At 60.8% G+C, this 17529-nt stretch carries 15 protein-coding genes; 14 read left to right on the top strand and 1 reads right to left on the bottom strand.

Annotated features, from left to right (window positions below; all coding sequences use genetic code 11):
* Positions 1-29: 29 nt before the first annotated feature.
* From hpaA to hpaD (KTN04_RS12940), 7 genes are all read left to right on the top strand, one after another.
* Entirely contained in the window at positions 30-956 is a 927-nt protein-coding gene (gene hpaA, locus KTN04_RS12970) for a 4-hydroxyphenylacetate catabolism regulatory protein HpaA (protein ID WP_217335658.1), read from the top strand.
* A gap of 20 nt (positions 957-976) precedes the next feature.
* Positions 977-2305, top strand: coding sequence for a hypothetical protein (locus KTN04_RS12965; RefSeq protein WP_217335657.1), 1329 nt, complete (start codon positions 977-979; stop codon positions 2303-2305).
* A gap of 41 nt (positions 2306-2346) precedes the next feature.
* Complete coding sequence (gene hpaR / locus KTN04_RS12960) at positions 2347-2769, top strand: homoprotocatechuate degradation operon regulator HpaR (RefSeq protein WP_217335656.1); 423 nt, start codon at positions 2347-2349, stop codon at positions 2767-2769.
* A 204-nt stretch (positions 2770-2973) separates the two neighbouring features.
* On the top strand, positions 2974-3825 hold the full coding sequence (gene hpaD / locus KTN04_RS12955; protein WP_217335655.1) for a 3,4-dihydroxyphenylacetate 2,3-dioxygenase: 852 nt from the start codon (positions 2974-2976) through the stop codon (positions 3823-3825).
* A 91-nt stretch (positions 3826-3916) separates the two neighbouring features.
* Positions 3917-5347 carry an aldehyde dehydrogenase family protein gene (locus KTN04_RS12950; RefSeq protein ID WP_217335654.1) on the top strand — a complete coding sequence of 477 codons (1431 nt, stop codon included), beginning with the start codon at positions 3917-3919 and terminating at the stop codon, positions 5345-5347.
* Positions 5348-5404: 57 nt separating this feature from the next.
* Positions 5405-6610, top strand: a complete 1206-nt coding sequence (locus KTN04_RS12945) for a multidrug effflux MFS transporter (protein WP_217335653.1) — start codon at positions 5405-5407, stop codon at positions 6608-6610.
* Positions 6611-6666: 56 nt separating this feature from the next.
* Positions 6667-7593, top strand: coding sequence for a 3,4-dihydroxyphenylacetate 2,3-dioxygenase (gene hpaD / locus KTN04_RS12940; protein WP_217335652.1), 927 nt, complete (start codon positions 6667-6669; stop codon positions 7591-7593).
* A 51-nt stretch (positions 7594-7644) separates the two neighbouring features.
* On the opposite strand, the gene KTN04_RS12935 is transcribed toward hpaD (KTN04_RS12940), so the two are convergent.
* On the bottom strand, positions 7645-8253 hold the full coding sequence (locus tag KTN04_RS12935; protein WP_217335651.1) for an alpha-ketoglutarate-dependent dioxygenase AlkB family protein: 609 nt from the start codon (positions 8251-8253) through the stop codon (positions 7645-7647).
* A gap of 182 nt (positions 8254-8435) precedes the next feature.
* Here KTN04_RS12935 and KTN04_RS12930 point away from each other — a divergent pair, with 182 nt between their 5' ends.
* The 7 genes from KTN04_RS12930 to KTN04_RS12900 all read left to right on the top strand — a co-directional run bounded on the left by KTN04_RS12930 (position 8436) and on the right by KTN04_RS12900 (position 17438).
* On the top strand, positions 8436-9623 hold the full coding sequence (locus KTN04_RS12930) for a Bcr/CflA family multidrug efflux MFS transporter (protein ID WP_217335650.1): 1188 nt from the start codon (positions 8436-8438) through the stop codon (positions 9621-9623).
* 221 nt (positions 9624-9844) lie between these two features.
* Positions 9845-11014, top strand: coding sequence for a p-hydroxyphenylacetate 3-hydroxylase oxygenase component (locus tag KTN04_RS12925; protein ID WP_217335649.1), 1170 nt, complete (start codon positions 9845-9847; stop codon positions 11012-11014).
* Positions 11015-11176: 162 nt separating this feature from the next.
* Positions 11177-12115: a p-hydroxyphenylacetate 3-hydroxylase reductase component gene (locus KTN04_RS12920; RefSeq protein WP_217335648.1), complete on the top strand. Its 939-nt coding sequence runs from the start codon at positions 11177-11179 to the stop codon at positions 12113-12115.
* Between the two features lie 283 nt (positions 12116-12398).
* Positions 12399-13154 carry a helix-turn-helix domain-containing protein gene (locus KTN04_RS12915; protein ID WP_217335647.1) on the top strand — a complete coding sequence of 252 codons (756 nt, stop codon included), beginning with the start codon at positions 12399-12401 and terminating at the stop codon, positions 13152-13154.
* Between the two features lie 220 nt (positions 13155-13374).
* On the top strand, positions 13375-15663 hold the full coding sequence (locus tag KTN04_RS12910; RefSeq protein ID WP_217335646.1) for a putative bifunctional diguanylate cyclase/phosphodiesterase: 2289 nt from the start codon (positions 13375-13377) through the stop codon (positions 15661-15663).
* Positions 15664-15801: 138 nt separating this feature from the next.
* Positions 15802-16692 (top strand): DMT family transporter, encoded by an 891-nt coding sequence (locus tag KTN04_RS12905; protein WP_217335645.1) that lies wholly within the window; start codon positions 15802-15804, stop codon positions 16690-16692.
* An 80-nt stretch (positions 16693-16772) separates the two neighbouring features.
* Positions 16773-17438: an SLC13 family permease gene (locus KTN04_RS12900; RefSeq protein ID WP_254262547.1), complete on the top strand. Its 666-nt coding sequence runs from the start codon at positions 16773-16775 to the stop codon at positions 17436-17438.
* The last annotated feature ends 91 nt before the right edge of the window (positions 17439-17529 follow it).

Genomic DNA, 17529 nt, shown 5'->3' with positions numbered 1-17529 from the left:
TCCTGCCCGAATTCTGCTATAGTCGCCTGATGAGCGAAACCCGGCACAACGAATGGATCCCCAACATCATCTTGGGACAGGATTACGATCGGCGCTATCTGGATGCCCCGATCCACTATGACGTGCTGGAAAACCTGGCCGCCTTCTACGGCCGCGACATGCCGGTACACCGCCACGCCCAGTACCTGCAGATTCACTATATCGACCGTGGCACCATCAGCTTTCACATCGACGACAAAGTCTATCGCACCACCGGCCCCAGCCTGATCATGACTCCGCCGTCCGTCCCCCACTCCTTTCTCACCGAGCCCGAGGCCTGCGGCCATGTGCTGACCGTACACCAGTCGGTTGCCTGGCAGCTGCTCAAGGACGGCCTGCAACAGGAGATGGATACCGAACTCAACCGCGGCATCTGCATCGTCCGCGACGAACTGGACGACGAACAGCGCCTGCAATGGCCCCTGATCACGCAAACGCTGCGCAACCTCAAGCTGGAATGGTACCGCGAACGTCCAGCCAAGCGCCTGACGCTGCACACGCTGGTGCGACTGCTGCTGATTCAGATCAGCCGACTGTCACCGAAGCAGGCCGAAAGCACCACCGTCAACAGCGATGACCTGCGCGTGTTCCGGCGCTTCTCCGACCTGATCGAGGAGCATTACCGCGAGCACCTGCACCTGCCGGACTACACCGCGGCACTGGGCATTTCCGAAAGCCGCCTGCACCAGATCTGCCAGCGGGTGTCCAACCGCTCGCCGAAGAAACTGATCCACGACCGCATCGTGCAGGAAACCAAACGCCTGCTGGTGTTCACCGACCTGTCCAGCAGCGATATCTGCTACCAGCTCGGTTTCAGTGATCCCGCCTATTTCTCCCGCTTCTTCAAGCGCCACACCGGCGTGACCGCACAGCGCTTTCGCACCGACCACAAGCGCGACAACTGGACTACTACTTAACATATTAATAAAATGACGGCATGACTCTTTCTGCCACTACCGCCAAAGCGGCCCTGCTTGGTCGCCGTGATGCCGTTTCCGGCCTGCTGATCTTTGTGACCCTGCTGCTGGCACTGCTGGATACCTTCGGACTGGCCGACCTGGCCACGCCGGCCACCCTGTGTGCCTGGGCCTTTGTGGCCTTGGAGTTCGGCCGCCTCAGTGCCAAACAGCGCCTGCCCATCTACCTGCTGCTGGGTATCGGTTGCGGCTTCATCGCCTGGGCCTGGAGCAGCGGTGCCCGCATCGATCCACTGGCCATTCTGGGCGAACACCTGAAGCTAGCCATGCTGCTGGCAGCGGTGAACTTCATTCGCCTCAGTACACGCCTGGAGCAGGTTAACGACCGGCCCGGCCCACGCAGCTTTGTCACCACGCTCGGCGGCATGCACCTGCTGTCCTCGGTGGCCAACTTTTCCTCCATGCTGCTGGTGGGCGAGCAGCTCAAGCGCCGGGATACACTGTCGTCGCTGTCGCGCATAATCCTCGGCCGCGGCTTCAGCCTGGCGGTGCTCTGGTCGCCCTTCCTGAGCATTCTGCCCCTGGTGCTGGAACAGGTGCCGGGCACCGAACTGTACAGCATTCTGCCCTTCACCCTGGGCCTGGCCCTGTTTGGCCTGGGGTATACCCTGCTGGAAGTGCGCTACCGCTACCCGCGCGATCTGGCGCGCTATCCCGGTTACCCGATGACCGCCCGTACCCTGATGATGCCACTGTGCCTGATCGCGGCCATTCTGGCGGTATCCGGGGTCTGGCCAACCCTGCCCACCGTGGGCGTGGTGGCACTGCTGTCGCTGCTGACGCCCTTGATGCTGTTGACGCTGCAGCAGGGGCCTGTACAGGCAAGCCGGCGCCTGGTCGAACATACCCTGACCCGCCTGGCTGATACCCGCGGCGAGATCAGTCTGTTCCTGAGCGCCGGTTTTCTGGCGGCCGGAGTCAAGGCCTGTATCGCGGCCGGATTGTTCAGCCTGCCCTTTGCCCATACCGATGCGCAGGTTGCCATCTTCGTCATGTGGAGCATTGTCATTCTGGCCAGCCTGGGCATTCATCAGTTCGCACTGGTGGCGACCTATGCCGGCCTGCTGGCCGATGTGACCACCGCACCGACGCTGATGGCGATCGCTTATATCATCGCCACCTCGGTGTCGATGTCCGGTAGTCTGTTCAGTGGTGTAAACTTTATTCTGCAGGCACGGTTCAATTGTACCGGCCGTGCCATCCTGCGAAACAACCTGGCCTACTCGTTGATCATGCTGGTTGCAGCATCGCTGCTGATCTATATGATGCAGCTCTCGGGTATACATTGATAATAACCAACCAGGCCGGCCCGCCCGGTAACACGACTCCCATGCGCAAATACGAAGACTCCATCCCGCTTAAACTGCTCAAGGCCCGCGAGGTCACCATGGGCTTTTTTCGTCCTGTCCTGCAGGAAATTCCGCTGACCGAGCAGCAGTGGCGCGTGATTCGCGCACTGGACGAATACCAGGAACTGGAGTCCAAGCAGCTGGCCGAGATGTGCTGCATCCTCAGCCCCAGCCTGACCGGGATCATCAGCCGCCTGGAACAGCAGGATTACATCCAGCGCCGTCGCTCACCCGAAGATCAGCGCCGCGTCCTGATCAGCCTGACCGACAAGGCCAAGACAATGTTCGAGACAATCAGCCCGACCCTCGAAGCCCGTTACCAGGACATTACCGAACAGTTCTCCCGCGAGAACATGGAGCAGCTGGACAAACTGCTCAGCCAGCTGTGCCAGATCAAACCCTGACCCCCGTCAAGAATCCCCTGTCTAGTTGAACGGCGCCCTTTTGGGCAGCCGTTGACTTTAGTTACTATGTTAACTAGCATTACTTAACATGTTAACAAATGACCGGGCCAAGTGCCGTGTCTGACCTGTTACCCCTTGAGGGCCGGTCCCTCCAGCCTGCCAGGCCAGATGCCACGTCCCCGCGAAGAACAAGAAGGTGTGACCATGGGCGAAATCGTTTTAGCTGCAAAGATTACTCATGTACCGACCATGCTGCTGTCCGAACAGCCGGGCAAGCTGCAGGGTTGCCGCCAGCAGGCGATCGACGGCCAGCGCAAGATCATGCGCCGGGCGCGTGAAGCCGGAGCCGATACGGTTATCGTTCTGGATACGCACTGGCTGGTCAACGCCGGCTATCACATCAACAGCAACGCCCGCTTCAAGGGCTGCTTCACCAGCCACGAGTTCCCGCATTTCATCCAGAATCTGGAATATGACTATCGCGGCAACCCGGCGCTGGGTGATGCGATCGCGGCCAAGGCAACCGAAAAGGGCGTGTTCACCCTGTCACACCAGGTGGAAACCCTGGATTTGGAATATGGCACCCTGGTCCCCATGCACTTCATGGAGCCGGGCGACATGCCGATCGTGTCCATCGCCGCCTGGTGCACCGTGCACAGCCTGGAAGCGTCGCGCAAGCTAGGCGAAGCCATTGCCGAAGCGGTGCGTGAAAGCGACGCCAAGGTACTGCTGCTGGCCTCTGGCTCCCTGTCGCACAAGATCTGGGAAAACGATCTTTACGAAGCCAACAACGGCACCTTCACCATTTCGCGCGAGTTCAACCGTCAGGTCGATCTGCGGGTGCTGGAGCTGTGGCAGAACGGCGAGATCAGCACCTTCCTGAAGATGCTGCCGGAATACGCCCAGTACTGCTGCGGCGAAGGCGGCATGCATGACACGGCGATGCTGTTCGGCGCCCTGGGCTGGGATGCCTACACCGGCAAGGGCGAGCTGCTGGGCGAATATTTCCCCAGTTCCGGCACCGGTCAGGCCAACGTCATCTTCCCGGTGGTCTAAGTTAACTCCATATCCCGGTTCCTGCGCTGGCGCAGGGACCGATACCAGTAAGTAACGCCAATCCAACTCAAAGCAGGCGGAGACCCTTCTCATGCTGCAAGCATCCTATCCCTACTATCTGGCAAACGAAGCTCAGGCCCCGAACCAGGACCTGGCGGTAACCGACAAGTTCAGCGGCGAAGTCGCGACCCGCGTTGCCATGGCTGACGCCGCGGCCATCGACCAGGCCATCGCGGCCGCAGACGCGGCCGCCGAGCCGATGCGCAAAATGCCGGCGTACAAGCGTCAGGAAATCCTGAACTACTGCGTCAAGCGCTTCGAAGAACGTGCCGAAGAACTGGCCGTTGCCCTGTGCATCGAAGCCGGCAAGCCGATCAAGGATGCACGCGGTGAAGTCGTTCGCCTGATCGATACCTTCCGCATCGCCGCCGAAGAAGCGGTTCGCATCGGCGGTGAAGTGGTACCGATGGACATCACGCCGCGTGCCGAAGGCTACACCGGCATGTGGAAGCGCGTGCCGATCGGCCCCTGCTCCTTCATTTCGCCGTTCAACTTCCCGCTGAACCTGGCAGCGCACAAGGTGGCTCCGGCCATCGCGGCGGGCTGCCCGTTCATTCTCAAGCCGGCCAGCCTGACGCCGATCGGCGCGATCATCATCGGTGAGATCCTGGCCGAGACCGACCTGCCCAAGGGTGCCTTCTCCGTGCTGCCGTGTCACCGCGACGGTGCCGACCTGTTCACCACCGACGACCGCCTGAAGCTGCTGAGCTTCACCGGCTCTCCGGATGTGGGCTGGCAGCTGAAGGCCAAGGCCGGCAAGAAGCCGGTAGTCCTGGAACTGGGCGGCAACGCGGCCTGTATCGTCGATGAAGGTACCGACATTGATGATGCCGTAGCCCGTATCGTATTTGGCGCCTACTACCAGTCCGGCCAGAGCTGCATCAGCGTACAGCGCATCATGGTGCACGAAGCCCATTACGACGAAGTCCGCGAGAAGCTGGCCGCCGCCGTCAACGCACTGGTCTCCGGCGATCCGAAGGACGAGAACACGTTCATCGGTCCGATGATCTCCGAGAAGGAAGCGACCCGTCTGCACAACTGGGTACTGGAAGCGAAAGCAGCCGGCGCCACCGTTCTGGCCGGCGGCGAGCGCGACGGTGCCATGCTGCAGGCAACCCTGCTGGCCGACGTTGCACCGGATCTGAACGTCAACACCCAGGAAGCCTTCGGCCCGGTGGCGATCCTGTCCAAGTTCAGCGACTTCGACGCCGCTCTGGAGGAGGTCAACAACTCCGATTTCGGCCTGCAGGCCGGCATCTTTACCCGCGACATCTACAAGATCCAGAAAGCCTGGGACGAGCTGGAAGTCGGCGGTGTGGTCATCGGTGACGTACCCTCCTGGCGTGTCGATCACATGCCGTACGGCGGCGTGAAGGACAGCGGCCTGGGTCGTGAAGGTGTACGCTATGCCATCGAAGACATGACCGAACTGCGCATGCTGGTGGTTCGCAACCCGAACTGATACCCCTCGGGGTCCGGCAGGGGCCTTGCCCCTGCCCTCTAGCTGAACAGGTGAAGATTGAAGCCACAGCCCTCCCTCAGCCTGCTGATTTTCATCGCCATGGCCAGTCCCCTGGCGCTGAATGCCTTCGTCCCGGCCATGCCGGATGCGGCCCAGGCGCTGCAGACCGATATCGGCACCATCCAGATCACGTTCACGGCCTATCTGCTGACACTGGCATTCGGTCAACTGATCTCGGGGCCGCTGGCGGACTTTTTCGGCCGTCGTCCGGTGCTGCTCACCGGCCTGGGGCTGCATGCCGCCGGCAGTCTGCTGGCGGCACTGTCCGTGGGGGTGGAATGGCTGATTGCCGGGCGTGTACTCCAGGCGCTGGGCGGCAGTGCCGCCATGGTGCTGGCCCGGACCATAATTCTGGATGTACACGGCCGCGAAGGGGCGGCCGGACGCATGGGCTATGTGGTGATGGCGATTGCCATCGCCCAGTCCATTGCGCCGGCACTGGGGGGCTATCTGAACCTGTGGAGCGGTTGGCAGTCAGTATTCTATGTATCGGTACTGATGGGCGCGGCCGTCTGGCTGCTGGCCCTGTGGCGGCTGCCGGAAACCTGTACCGAACGCAGTGACAGCCTGCGCCTGGGCGGCATTTTCCGTCGCTACGGTGACGTGATGCGTTGCCGCCAGTACCTCGGTTACGCCGTCTCGACCACCGCCATTGCCAGCGCCTTTTACCTGTTCGTCGGCAGTGCCCCCTACCTGGTCGTCGACCAGCTGGGCGGCAACTCGGCCGACTTCGGGCTCTGGTTCCTGGCGGTCTCGCTGGCCTTCATGCTGGGCAGCTTCAGCTCGACCCAGCTGGCCCGCTGGTTCAGCATCGACCGCATGGTGCTGCTGGGCAACCTGCTGTCCCTGGGCGGTGCCGCTCTGTTGCTCTATGGCGCGCTGGCCGCCGGCTTGAGCTTTGTCGGCCTGTTTGTGCCTATGGCGCTGGTGACCTTCGGCCGTGGTCTGAGCCAGCCCAACGCCCAGTCCGCCGCCATCAGCTGTGCCTCCGGCTCGGCCGGCACCGCGTCCGGGCTGATGGGCTTCATTCAGCTGCTGACCGGGGCCGCCATTGCCCAGCTGGTGCCCTGGCTGCTGGCCCAGGGCATCACCACCTTGTTCAGCTGTATTTTGCTGGCTCCGATCATCGCGCTACTGGCCCACTGGCAGGCCCGATGCGCCGGTCGACGCCAACCTGATCCGGCGCCAGCGTCACAACGCTGACGTCCCAAGCTTGGCCGGGTGCACGGCGCCCGGATTAACCAGAAGAGGAAAGCCTTATGGGTAAACTCGCATTAGCTGCAAAAATCACACACGTACCGTCCATGTACCTGTCCGAGCTGGACGGCCCGCAGAAAGGTTTCCGCCAGGCTGCCATCGACGGTCACAAGGAGATCAGTCGCCGCTGCCGCGAGCTGGGCGTTGACACCATTATCGTGTTTGACACCCACTGGCTGGTCAATGCCAGCTACCACATCAACTGCGCGGCACACTGGGCCGGCAACTACACCAGCAACGAGCTGCCGCACTTCATCTCCAACATGGCGTTCGAATACGACGGCAACCCGGAGCTGGGCCGCCTGCTGGCGGAAGAGTGCAACGCTCAGGGCGTAGAAACCCTGGCCCACGACTCCACCACGCTGGACCCGGAATACGGTACGCTGGTGCCGATGCGCTACATGAACGAAGACCGCCACTTCAAGGTGATCTCCGTGTCCGCCATGTGCACCGTGCACTACCTGAACGACAGTGCTCGCCTGGGCTGGGCCATGCGCAAGGTCATCGAAGAGCAGTACGACGGCACCGTGGCCATTCTGGCGTCCGGCTCCCTGTCGCACCGTTTCGCGCAAAACGGCCAGGCACCGGGCTTTGCCACCAAGACCTGGTCACCGTTCCTGGAGCGTCTGGACCACGAAGTGGTACGCATGTGGGAAAATGCCGAGTGGGAAGACTTCTGTGAAATGCTGCCCGAGTACGCGGTAAAGGGTCACGGCGAAGGCTTCATGCACGACACCGCCATGCTGCTGGGTGCGCTGGGCTGGTCCGAGTACGACCAGAAAGTGGAAGTGCTGACGCCCTATTTCGGCAGCTCCGGCACCGGTCAGATCAACGCCGTCTTCCCAGTATCTCCGGTCAGCGGCGATCAGGTTCCGGCACCTCAGGCGTCGGTCACCAAGACCTTCGCACCGGGCTCCAGCCGCGTCTGATAACTGCTTCATCTCCCCCCAACAGCCTGCCATGTGCAGGCTGTTTTTGTTTTAGTGCCCGCTCTCTCGCATGCACCTGAACGTCAGGTTGACGCGCACGCCCTCGATCCGCTTGCGCACCGGCAGCGCATGCTGCCAGAAGGTTTGAGTCGCCCCTTTCATCACCAGCAGGCTGCCATGCTCCAGCAGCACCTCGACACGCGCATCGGTTTCCCGGTGACGAAACATGAAAGGCCGCTCGGCGCCCAGACTAAGAGAAGCAATGGCGGCACCGGGCTCAAGGTCGGGTTCGTTGTCACGGTGCCAGGACATCCCCTCGCTGCCGTCGTGATAGAGATTGAGCAGACAGGCATTGAAGCGACAGCCTGCGTGCGCTTCAACCTCGGCCTTGAGCCGCCGCAGTAACGGGGTCCAGGGCCGTGCCCGGCGTGTCACGCCGGCATAGGTATAGGCCAGTGCGACCTCGCCATGCCAGGCGGTCTTGCGCCGGGTCAGCCGACGCCGGCCGAACATGATCACCTCGTCCGCCTGCCAGTCGATCTCCCGCAACAGCTGTGCCAGAGCGGCATCCGCCTGCGGCCGCGACAGTACCGGCCCCAGATACACCGCCTCGCCATCACGGTCCAGCAGATTGTCATCCGGAGTCATAAACAGATCCATGCATGTCCTCCTGCCGTGTCTTTGCCACACTGTACGCACCCGGACACCGGTTCGGATGCTGTCGACGCGTCAGCAACCGGATGCTCAAAAGTATTTAACATGTTAAATATATTCCGGGCGATGGTAAGATTCGAGCCCAACGCCATCACCTGCGCAATCCAACCTCAATCCGGGAGTCACCGATGTCATCCGTTGCCAACCCCAAACGCCTGATCGTGCTGCTGGCCGCGCTCGTCGCCTTTGGCCCGCTGTCGATCGACATGTACCTGCCGAGCCTGCCACTGATTGCCGATGACTTGCAGGCGCCGGAGTCCAGCATTCAGCTCACCATCAGTGCCTTTCTGATCGGCCTGTTCATCGGCATGCTGTTCTATGGCCCGCTGTCGGACAAGTTCGGCCGCCGCGGCCTGCTGCTGGGCGGCATTGGTCTTTACCTGATGGCCAGCATCGGCTGCATTCTGGCCGGCAGTGCCGAGTGGCTCATTGCCGCACGCTTCATGCAGGCCCTGGGCGGGGCCGCTGCCTCGGTGCTGGCCCGCGCCATCGTGCGTGATCTTTTCCCGCTCAACGAGGCCGCTCGGGTGCTGTCGTTGATGCATCTGGTGACCATGATCGCGACTCTGATTGCACCGCTGCTGGGCGGCTATCTGATTCTGGTCTCCGGCTGGCGATCGCTGTTCGTGGTGCTGTTCGCCTTTGCTGCCATCATGCTGGTGTTCAGCGCCTGGAAGATCCCGGAAACCCATCATGGCGACTCCCGTAACGCCAGCATCCTGGCTGTGTTCAAGGCCTACCTGCAGATCGGTATGCAGCCGGTCGCCATCGGCTACATCCTGTGCATGGGCCTGACGTTTGCCGGCATGTTCGCCTACATCACCGCCTCGCCGTTCGTGTATATCGAGTACTTCGGCGTGGCGCCCCAGCACTTTGCCTGGCTGTTCAGCCTCAACATCGGCGGCATCATCGTGCTGGTGAGCCTGAACGCGCGCTATGTCGGCACCCTGGGCACTCAGAAGCTGCTGGTGGCCGGCGCGGCGCTGGCGGCCCTGTCCGGGGGGGTGCTGGTGTTGGCCGGTACCACCGGCTGGGGCGGTTTGCCGCTGATCGTGGCCGGACTGCTGGGCTTTGTCAGCGTCACCGGCGTGCTCGGAGCCAACTGCATGGCCAGCCTGCTGTCGCGCTACCCCCAGCAGGCCGGCGCGGCAGCGGGCCTGGCGGTGGCCTGCCAGTTCGGCCTGGGCGCCCTGGCCAGCTCGACCACCAGTGCCTTGCATGACGGCTCACCACTGCCCATGACTCTGATCATCGGTCTGACCGGCATCGGCTCCCTGCTGGCGCTGACCTTGACTCGCCCGTCAACTCGCGACTGAGCTGACTATAATTCAACCAATTTACCTGCATAGGCCTGTCCTCGGACAGGCTGTTTTGCAGAAAAGTGCAACATTTAACAAGGTTTTTACATTTCCTGTATCGGTGATACTCCGCATAATCGGTGCAATCCTAGCGGATCAATATTTCGCCGCGCCGGTCATCTCAGCTCCCCAAGCGACCGCCCCGGCTGATTCTGAATACTAGAAGAGAGACGATCCTGATGACTATGCATAATCCGATGCTTGAGAAACTCAAAGAGATCCTACCGGCTATCCGCGCCAACGCCAGCAAGGCGGAAGAGCTGCGCAAAGTACCGCAGGAAAACATTGATATGCTGCACGGCATCGGTCTGAACCGCGCCTTCCTGCCGAAGGCCTACGGCGGCCTGGAAATGAGCCTGCCGGAGTTCACCGAATGCATCGCGGCACTGGCCGGTGCCTGCTGCTCCACAGCCTGGGCCTACAGCCTGCTGTGCACGCACAATCATCAGATGTCCATGTTCAGCAAAGAAGCTCAGGACGAGTTCTGGGGCGAAAACCCGGATGTGGTTGCGTCCAGCTCCATCGCACCGTTCGGCAAGCATGAAGAAGTAGAAGGCGGTATCATCTTCACTGGCGACATGAAGTGGAGCTCTGGTGTCGACCACGCCCAGTGGATCATCGTCGGCTTCAACCGCTTCAACGACGAAGGCGAGAAGATCTACAGCTTCGCGGTGATTCCGAAGAAAGACTTCACCATCATCGACGACTGGCACTCTGCTGGCATGTGCGGCAGCGGCACCAAGACTGCCAGCATCAAGGGCGTGTTCGTACCCGAGCACCGCATCCAGGCCGCCAAGGACATGATGGAAGGCCGTCACGTCGGTCGCTCCCTGTATCCAGACAGCAAGATCTACCACACTCCGTATCGTCCGTACTTCGCCTGTGGCTTCGCGGCCATGAGCCTGGGTGTTGCCGAGCGCATGATTGATGTTTACAAGGAAATCACCCAGAACCGTGTACGTGCTTACACCGGTGCCAACGTGAAGGAATCCGTACCGCCGATCCTGCGCATCGCCGAGTCCTACCAGCAGGTGTGCGCAGCACGTGCCTACCTGGAAAAGACCTGGAACGAGCACAAGGAATACGGCGAGCGTCACGAGTACCCGGATCGCTACACCCTGGCGCACTGGCGTACCAACCAGGCTTACGCCATCAAGATGTGCGTGGAAGCCGTTAACCGTCTGTGGTCTGTTATGGGTGCCTCCAACTGGTACAGCGACCGCGAAGGCCAGCGTCTGTGGCGTGAATCCAACATGACCGCGGCACACGCCTACACCGACTATGACGTTTGCGCCCAGATCATCGGCCGCGAACTGCTGGGTCTGGAGCCGGATCCCGCCCTGCTCTGATCCTGCCTGGACACGGCATGTCCCGGGCGTACACCCAAGGTGTGCGCCCGTCCCCGCTTTACGGGGACTGTGACCCGGACCGACAGACGCACTTGCGTCTGTTTTACCCATGTCCCAACGGTCTTGGTACAACCATAAGAACTCAATTTTCCAGGTACTGATATGAGCAATCAAGTCACTGAATTCGACCCCAAAGCCTTCCGTCGTGCACTGGGCAACTTCGCCACCGGTATCACCGTGATCACGGCGACCACGCCGTCCGGTGAAAAGACCGGTGTGACCGCCAACAGCTTCAACTCCGTGTCTCTGGACCCGGCGCTGATTCTGTGGAGCATCGACAAACGCTCCGGCAGCTACCAGATCTTCCAGCAGGCCAGCCACTTCGCCGTCAACATTCTGGCTGCTGACCAGATCGACGTATCCAACCACTTTGCCCGTCCGAGCGACGACAAGTTCGCCGGCGTGGACTACCAGGAAGGCTTCGGCGGCGCCCCGCTGCTGAACGACACCGCGGCCTGCTTCCAGTGTGAAGCTTATGAAACCGTTGACGGTGGCGACCACTGGATTCTGATCGGCAAGGTTGTAGCGTTCGAAGATTCCGGCCGTGCACCGCTGGTCTATCACCAGGGCAGCTACTCCGTGGTCATGCCGCATTCCCGCTTCCCGGCCAAGCGCGACGATCAGCCGGCTGCCGTTGAAAAACTGGAAAGCCGCCTGAACGACAACCTGTACTACCTGATGACCCAGGCGGTTCGCAGCTACCAGGCCGACTACTCACCGCAGCAGCTGTCCACCGGCCTGCGCACCAGCGAAGCACGCATGCTGATGGTACTGCAGCAGACCCCCAACCTGAGCCTGAAAGACCTGCTCAAAGAGGTCAACATGCCTGAGATCGAAGTGGCAGAAGCCGCCGAAATCCTGCAGCGCAAGGGCCTGGTAGCACTGGAAAACGACTGCTACGCGATCACCGAAAAGGGGATCGAGCAGGCGGATGCCCTGTGGCGCATTGCCGAAGAAGAACAGCAGAAGATGTTCAGCGACTTCAGTGAAGACGAGCTGGCTACCTTCAAGAAGGTGCTCGGCACCCTGGCTGCCCGCTGATCAGCCACTCCGCTTCCAACTAGATCGGCCTTCACCGGCCGGTCACCCGGGATACCTCCTGTACCGAAAGAGACGGCGGTGCAGGACCCAAGGTATCCCGGCCCCTACTTGCGTTTCCTTGTCAGTCCACGACTCTGCAGCCTGCAGCCCCCGCCCCGCGACGCCTGCCCGGGTGACCCTCTGATCATGACCAGCGACCGAGAGCACAAAAGCGCGGCATTCCCGGGTTATAATGCTGTTATCCATGCCCTGAGATCACCTGTGGGTAACAACTGGAGATCGCATGCCCGCACTGCATACACATACCGCCCCGATGTCTGACTGGACCCCTTCCGAACAGGTTCTGAACGTGCTGGAGCAACTGGGGACAACCGGCTTCTACGACGGCTTTCTAGACTGGCTGCAGCGCGAGTTCGGTATCGACCAATGCATGGTGTTCTACTGTGACGACGGCCAGCAGGTTTCCACCCTGATCTACAAGGACTTTGTTCGTGCCGCCTCGGGCAAGCGCCTGGCTGAAGCCTACGTCGGCGAACGGCACTACCTGCAGGATCCCAATTTCAAACGGCTCAAGACCATTGCCACAGGTGACGTGGAAGTCGTGCGCTTCAACTCGGTCAGCGACAGCATGGGCCTGCATTACCGTCAGGCGTTCTTCGAAACCCCCGGGTTTACCGACAAGACCGCCATCATTCGCGGCACAGGGCATGGCAACTACTATATCAACCTGTACCATCGCGCCCCCGGATTCGACCGCCGCTTTGACGACCCCGCGTTCAACCGCAGCATCTGTGCACTGATCAGCATTCTGGTCAGCAAGCACTTCGAACTGAACAGCCATCTGCGCCAGGAAGGCCCGCTGGCGTTTTTGTCCGAGCGCGAGCGGGAAGTGTGCCGCGCCGTCCTGCGCGGCAAGAAGAACGAAGTCATTGCCGCCGAGCTGGCAATAGCCGTCAGCAGCGTCATCACCTATCGCAAACGCGCCTATGAAAAGCTTGGTATCTCCAGCCGTGCTCAGCTGTTTGCCCTGTGCTCCTGAGCCTCGTTTAATATAACCCCCAGGGTCAATAGATATTTAGGCTATAACAATTGGCTTTGGCCGCCAGTTGTGGTCATATTAGCTCGTACGGTCATGATACCGACTTTGCTTCACTCCGGTTCCCTCCAAAAAAACGGGAATTGAACCCAAGCGGGCAACGCAGTCGCCTTCATGTCCGCAGATATCGGGTATTCGGCACAAGGATTAACAGGGGGCTTCGGTGGCCGTATTCAGGCGTAACTTGTGGACGCTGTTCTGGCTGATTTTCATCGGCGGCCTGATCCTGCTCAGCGTGATTCTCTATCACCGCTGGCAATCCATTCTGCAATACCAGAGAACGCACCATGAGAACCGGGTCGAACTGGTGGCCCAGGCGGTGGACAGCCTGCTGCGCACCCAAGAGTTGGTACTGGATGTCGTTGGCCGTGAGCTGCTGGACGATAGCCTGAACCTGGAAGCCAGTCGCCAAGTGCCCCTGCTGGACAGCGTGTTGTCGGTTGATCAAGCCCTGGTGGCGTTTGGCCTGGCCAGCCCCGATGGCTCCCTGCTGCGCGTCAGTTCCAACATGGACATGGAACGACTGCCCAACCTGCTCACCCATCCCAGCACCGCCGAGAGCTTTCAGCAGACACTGGACTCGGATGCCATGGTTTTGGGGCGAACCTACCGTGTTCCGGCGCTTGACACCTGGGTCCTGCCCATTCGCAAGGCACTGCGTAACGAACAGGGCGCGGTCGTCGCGGTCATGACAGCAGGCTTGCGTATCGGCTCCGGCGGCACTGTGCTGGATGAGCGCTTGCATGAAGGTTCTCATGACAGTGTCATGCTGTTCCGTGAAGCCGATGGTTACATGCAGTTCATGTCCGCCGAGGGCGTAACCGCGGCCGACTACTCGAAGATCCAGATTCCTCCACTACAGATCGAAAGCAATCGTCGTGACCTGGAAACCCAGCTGGGCATGCCGGTGGAGCAGGTTAAGCTGATTGAATCAGCTGTCAGCGTGCTCAACGAACGGCACGGTGAGTCCTTTCTGACCGCCGCCGTATTCAACCCCCGCTATCAGTTGTGGGTCATATCCGAGACCCGCCTGACACCGGCCTGGCAAACCTTCAGTACTCTGGCAATCCAGTATGCACTGGTCTTCATCAGCATCAGCAGCGTACTTCTGCTGCTATGCCGGGTCATTGACCAGGCTGGGCGACAGCGCAATGAAGAGCTGCTGTATCACTCCACGCATGACGACCTGACCGGTCGTCTCAACCGTTCCGGCCTGCTCAATCATTTGGCTCAGCGGATGCGCAAGCGCCAGTCTTTCGGGCTGGTGGTCATCAATATCAACAACTTTCAGGGCATCAACGACCGTTACGGCCAAGAGACCGGTGATGCCACGCTGGTCGAATTCAGTCGACGCCTGCAAGAACTGCTGGACCCGGATGACACCCTGGCACGCTTGGGTGGTGACGAGTTTGTCATCATTACCCCCAACACCCGTCTGGAGCGCCTCGAGCCCGCTTGCCACAGTCTGGCTGAAGCCCTGACCGACAGCTTTCAGGTGGGACGGTTGCAGCTGCAGATCAGCGCCAGCATAGGCATTGCCACCTACCCTGACCATGGCGATTCCAGCAGCAAGCTGCTGCGCAGCGCACACCTGGCGCTGTACAAGGCCAAACAGAACCGTGCTTGTGTCAGCCTCTATCGTTCCGAGATGGAAATGACCTATCTGCGGCGCTTGACGATCGAAGAACGCCTGCGCCTGGCGCTGGTCAACGGTGGCCTGTACATGATGTATCAGCCGCAGATGGATGAGCAAGGACGCATGATGGGTATGGAAGCACTGGTGCGCTGGGAAGACGACGAACTCGGATTCGTGTCTCCTGCCGAGTTTGTCGCCATTGCCGAGCAAAGCGGTCTGATGAACAGCCTGGGGCAGTTTGTACTGGATACCAGCCTGCGTGAATACAGCGAGCTGCGCCAGGCTTTGGGTATCCGCTTGGATTTGGGCATCAATATTTCCGTGATCCAGTTTGAGCAGCCCGGTTTTGTCGAGGAGGTGTTGAACGTGCTCGAGCGATATCAGGTACCACCTCAGGAGCTGGTGCTGGAGATCACCGAAACGCTGGTGATGCACAACGTAGAGCAGGTCATTGAAACCATCGAGCGCCTGCACCAGCAGGGCATCCGCCTGTCGATGGATGACTTCGGTACCGGCTATTCCTCCCTCAGCCTGCTGCGCCGGCTGCCGCTGGATGAGCTCAAGATCGACAAGAGTTTCGTCGACAGTCTGCTTGAGGACGAACGCGCCGCCAACATGATTCAGAGCATCATCTACATCGCCCGTAGCCACAATATGCACGTGGTGGTGGAAGGGGTCGAACTGAAAGACCAGACCGACCGCCTGATCGCAATGGGCTGCCGCCGTTTCCAGGGCTACTACTTCAGCCGCCCGGAAACCCTGGCTGCCATCCGCGAGCGCCTCAGCGGCGCAGCACCGCAACCGCTGCCGCTGTAAGCCCCCGGCCGCTCCACCGGGTAACCGGCCTCCGCTTCGGGCCTGATTCATGCAGGCCCGGGGACCGTCCGGCGCTGCCATCTGTTAACATGGCCGTTTGTCATGATGCCTGCCAGCACACCGGAAAGGATGCCGCTCTTGTCCACACATCACAAAGCCGATCTGCTTCTGCTGTTGACCACACTGCTGGCGGCCGCCGGCTGGATTTTTTCCCGCGAGGCGGTTCAGGGGCTGGCGCCATTACTGTTCATGGCTCTGCGCTTCATCAGCGCCGGACTGATCCTGGCCCTGATCGGCTGGTCGGCCATGCGCGCCTTTACCCGCCGGCAATGGCTCAGCGCCGGATGGGTGGGTCTGTTGTTCGGAATCGCCATGAGCTTCTGGATCCTGGGCTTGGAAATGGCCACGCATGTGGGGGTTGGCGCCTTTCTCACCAGCCTGGGCGTGGTCATGGTGCCGCTGATCAGCCTGCTGTTCGGCGACCGGCCTGGCCCGTTCGTATTTATGTCGATTCCCTTTGTTATCGCCGGGCTGGCCTGCCTGTCGCTGGACAGCGAGTTCCACCTCGGCCTGGCCGAAATATTCTTCCTGCTGTCGGCGCTGTTCATCGCCCTGATGTTCATCCTCAACAGCCGCGCTGCGGCACGCCTGCCGGTATTGCCGCTGACCGCCGTACAGTTGCTGGTGACCGGTCTGGTCACGGGGCTGTGTTCGCTGGTACTGGAAGAATGGACATTCAGCCAGCCGGCCAATATCTGGGGCTGGGTGATTGCCAGTGCACTGATTGCCACCAGCCTGCGCTTTCTGTTGCAAACCCGTGGCCAGAGCCTGGCTCCACCCAGCCATACCGCCATTATCATGACTTTGGAGCCGGTCTGGACCGCACTCTTTGCCGCCCTCTGGCTGGGTGAATCGATGACAGCCCTTCAGTTCAGCGGCTGCGCTCTGATCTTCATGGCGATGCTGGTCAACCGCTGGCCCGCCGTGCGGGCCTGGCTGCGCCCAAACGTTCACAATGGCGCCTGTTGACCCCCGGAACCGCACGCCCGCTGTGCTAACCTGAGAACATACGTGCCTCATGGCACGTCTTAGCCTGCGAGACACGGATAATGGATTACAACCAGCTGCTGATCATGCTCATTCTGCTCGCCACCTTGGTGCTGTTCATCTGGGGGCGATGGCGTCATGACATGGTGGCCGGTGGTGCACTGCTGGCCTGTGTACTGGGTGGCCTGATTGATGCCGAAGACGCCTTCACCGGTTTTGCCCATCCTGCGGTCGTGACCGTGGCCTGCGTGCTCGTCCTCAGCCGCAGCCTGCAAGTGTCCGGCGCCGTTGATATTCTCGTCCGTCAGGTGCTGCCCAAAGAGGCCGGCACCACACTCAGTCTGGCCGCCTTGACCGGGCTGGGGGCCTTCCTGTCGGGTTTCATGAACAATGTAGGAGCCATGGCGCTGCTGATGCCGGTTGCGGTTCAACTGGCCAGCCGCCTTGGGCTGACACCCGGACAGGTACTGATGCCACTATCCTTCGGCACTATTCTGGGGGGCATGACCACACTGATCGGCACACCGCCCAACCTGATTGTGTCCGGATTTCGCCATGACAGCCTCGGCCAGCACTTCAGCATGTTCGATTTCACCGCCGTGGGCCTGTCGGTTGCCCTGGTCTGTATCCTGTTCATCACCCTGCCCGGCTGGCGCCTGGTCCCGGCGCGCCACCAGCCGGGCAGCGATGGTTTTGACACAGGCGCTTACATCACTGAAGTGCGGTAACCGCCGTTAAAACGACCCACTTGCCCTTAACTGTACTGCGCCACTTTTTTTGAAGTCCGCTCCAGTTCAACATTCCAGGGCAGCAGTCGCT

The sequence above is a fragment of the Marinobacterium weihaiense genome (assembly GCF_019061305.1).
Lineage (GTDB): Bacteria > Pseudomonadota > Gammaproteobacteria > Pseudomonadales > Balneatricaceae > Marinobacterium > Marinobacterium weihaiense.
This window is presented reverse-complemented; position numbering and strand designations above follow the sequence as displayed.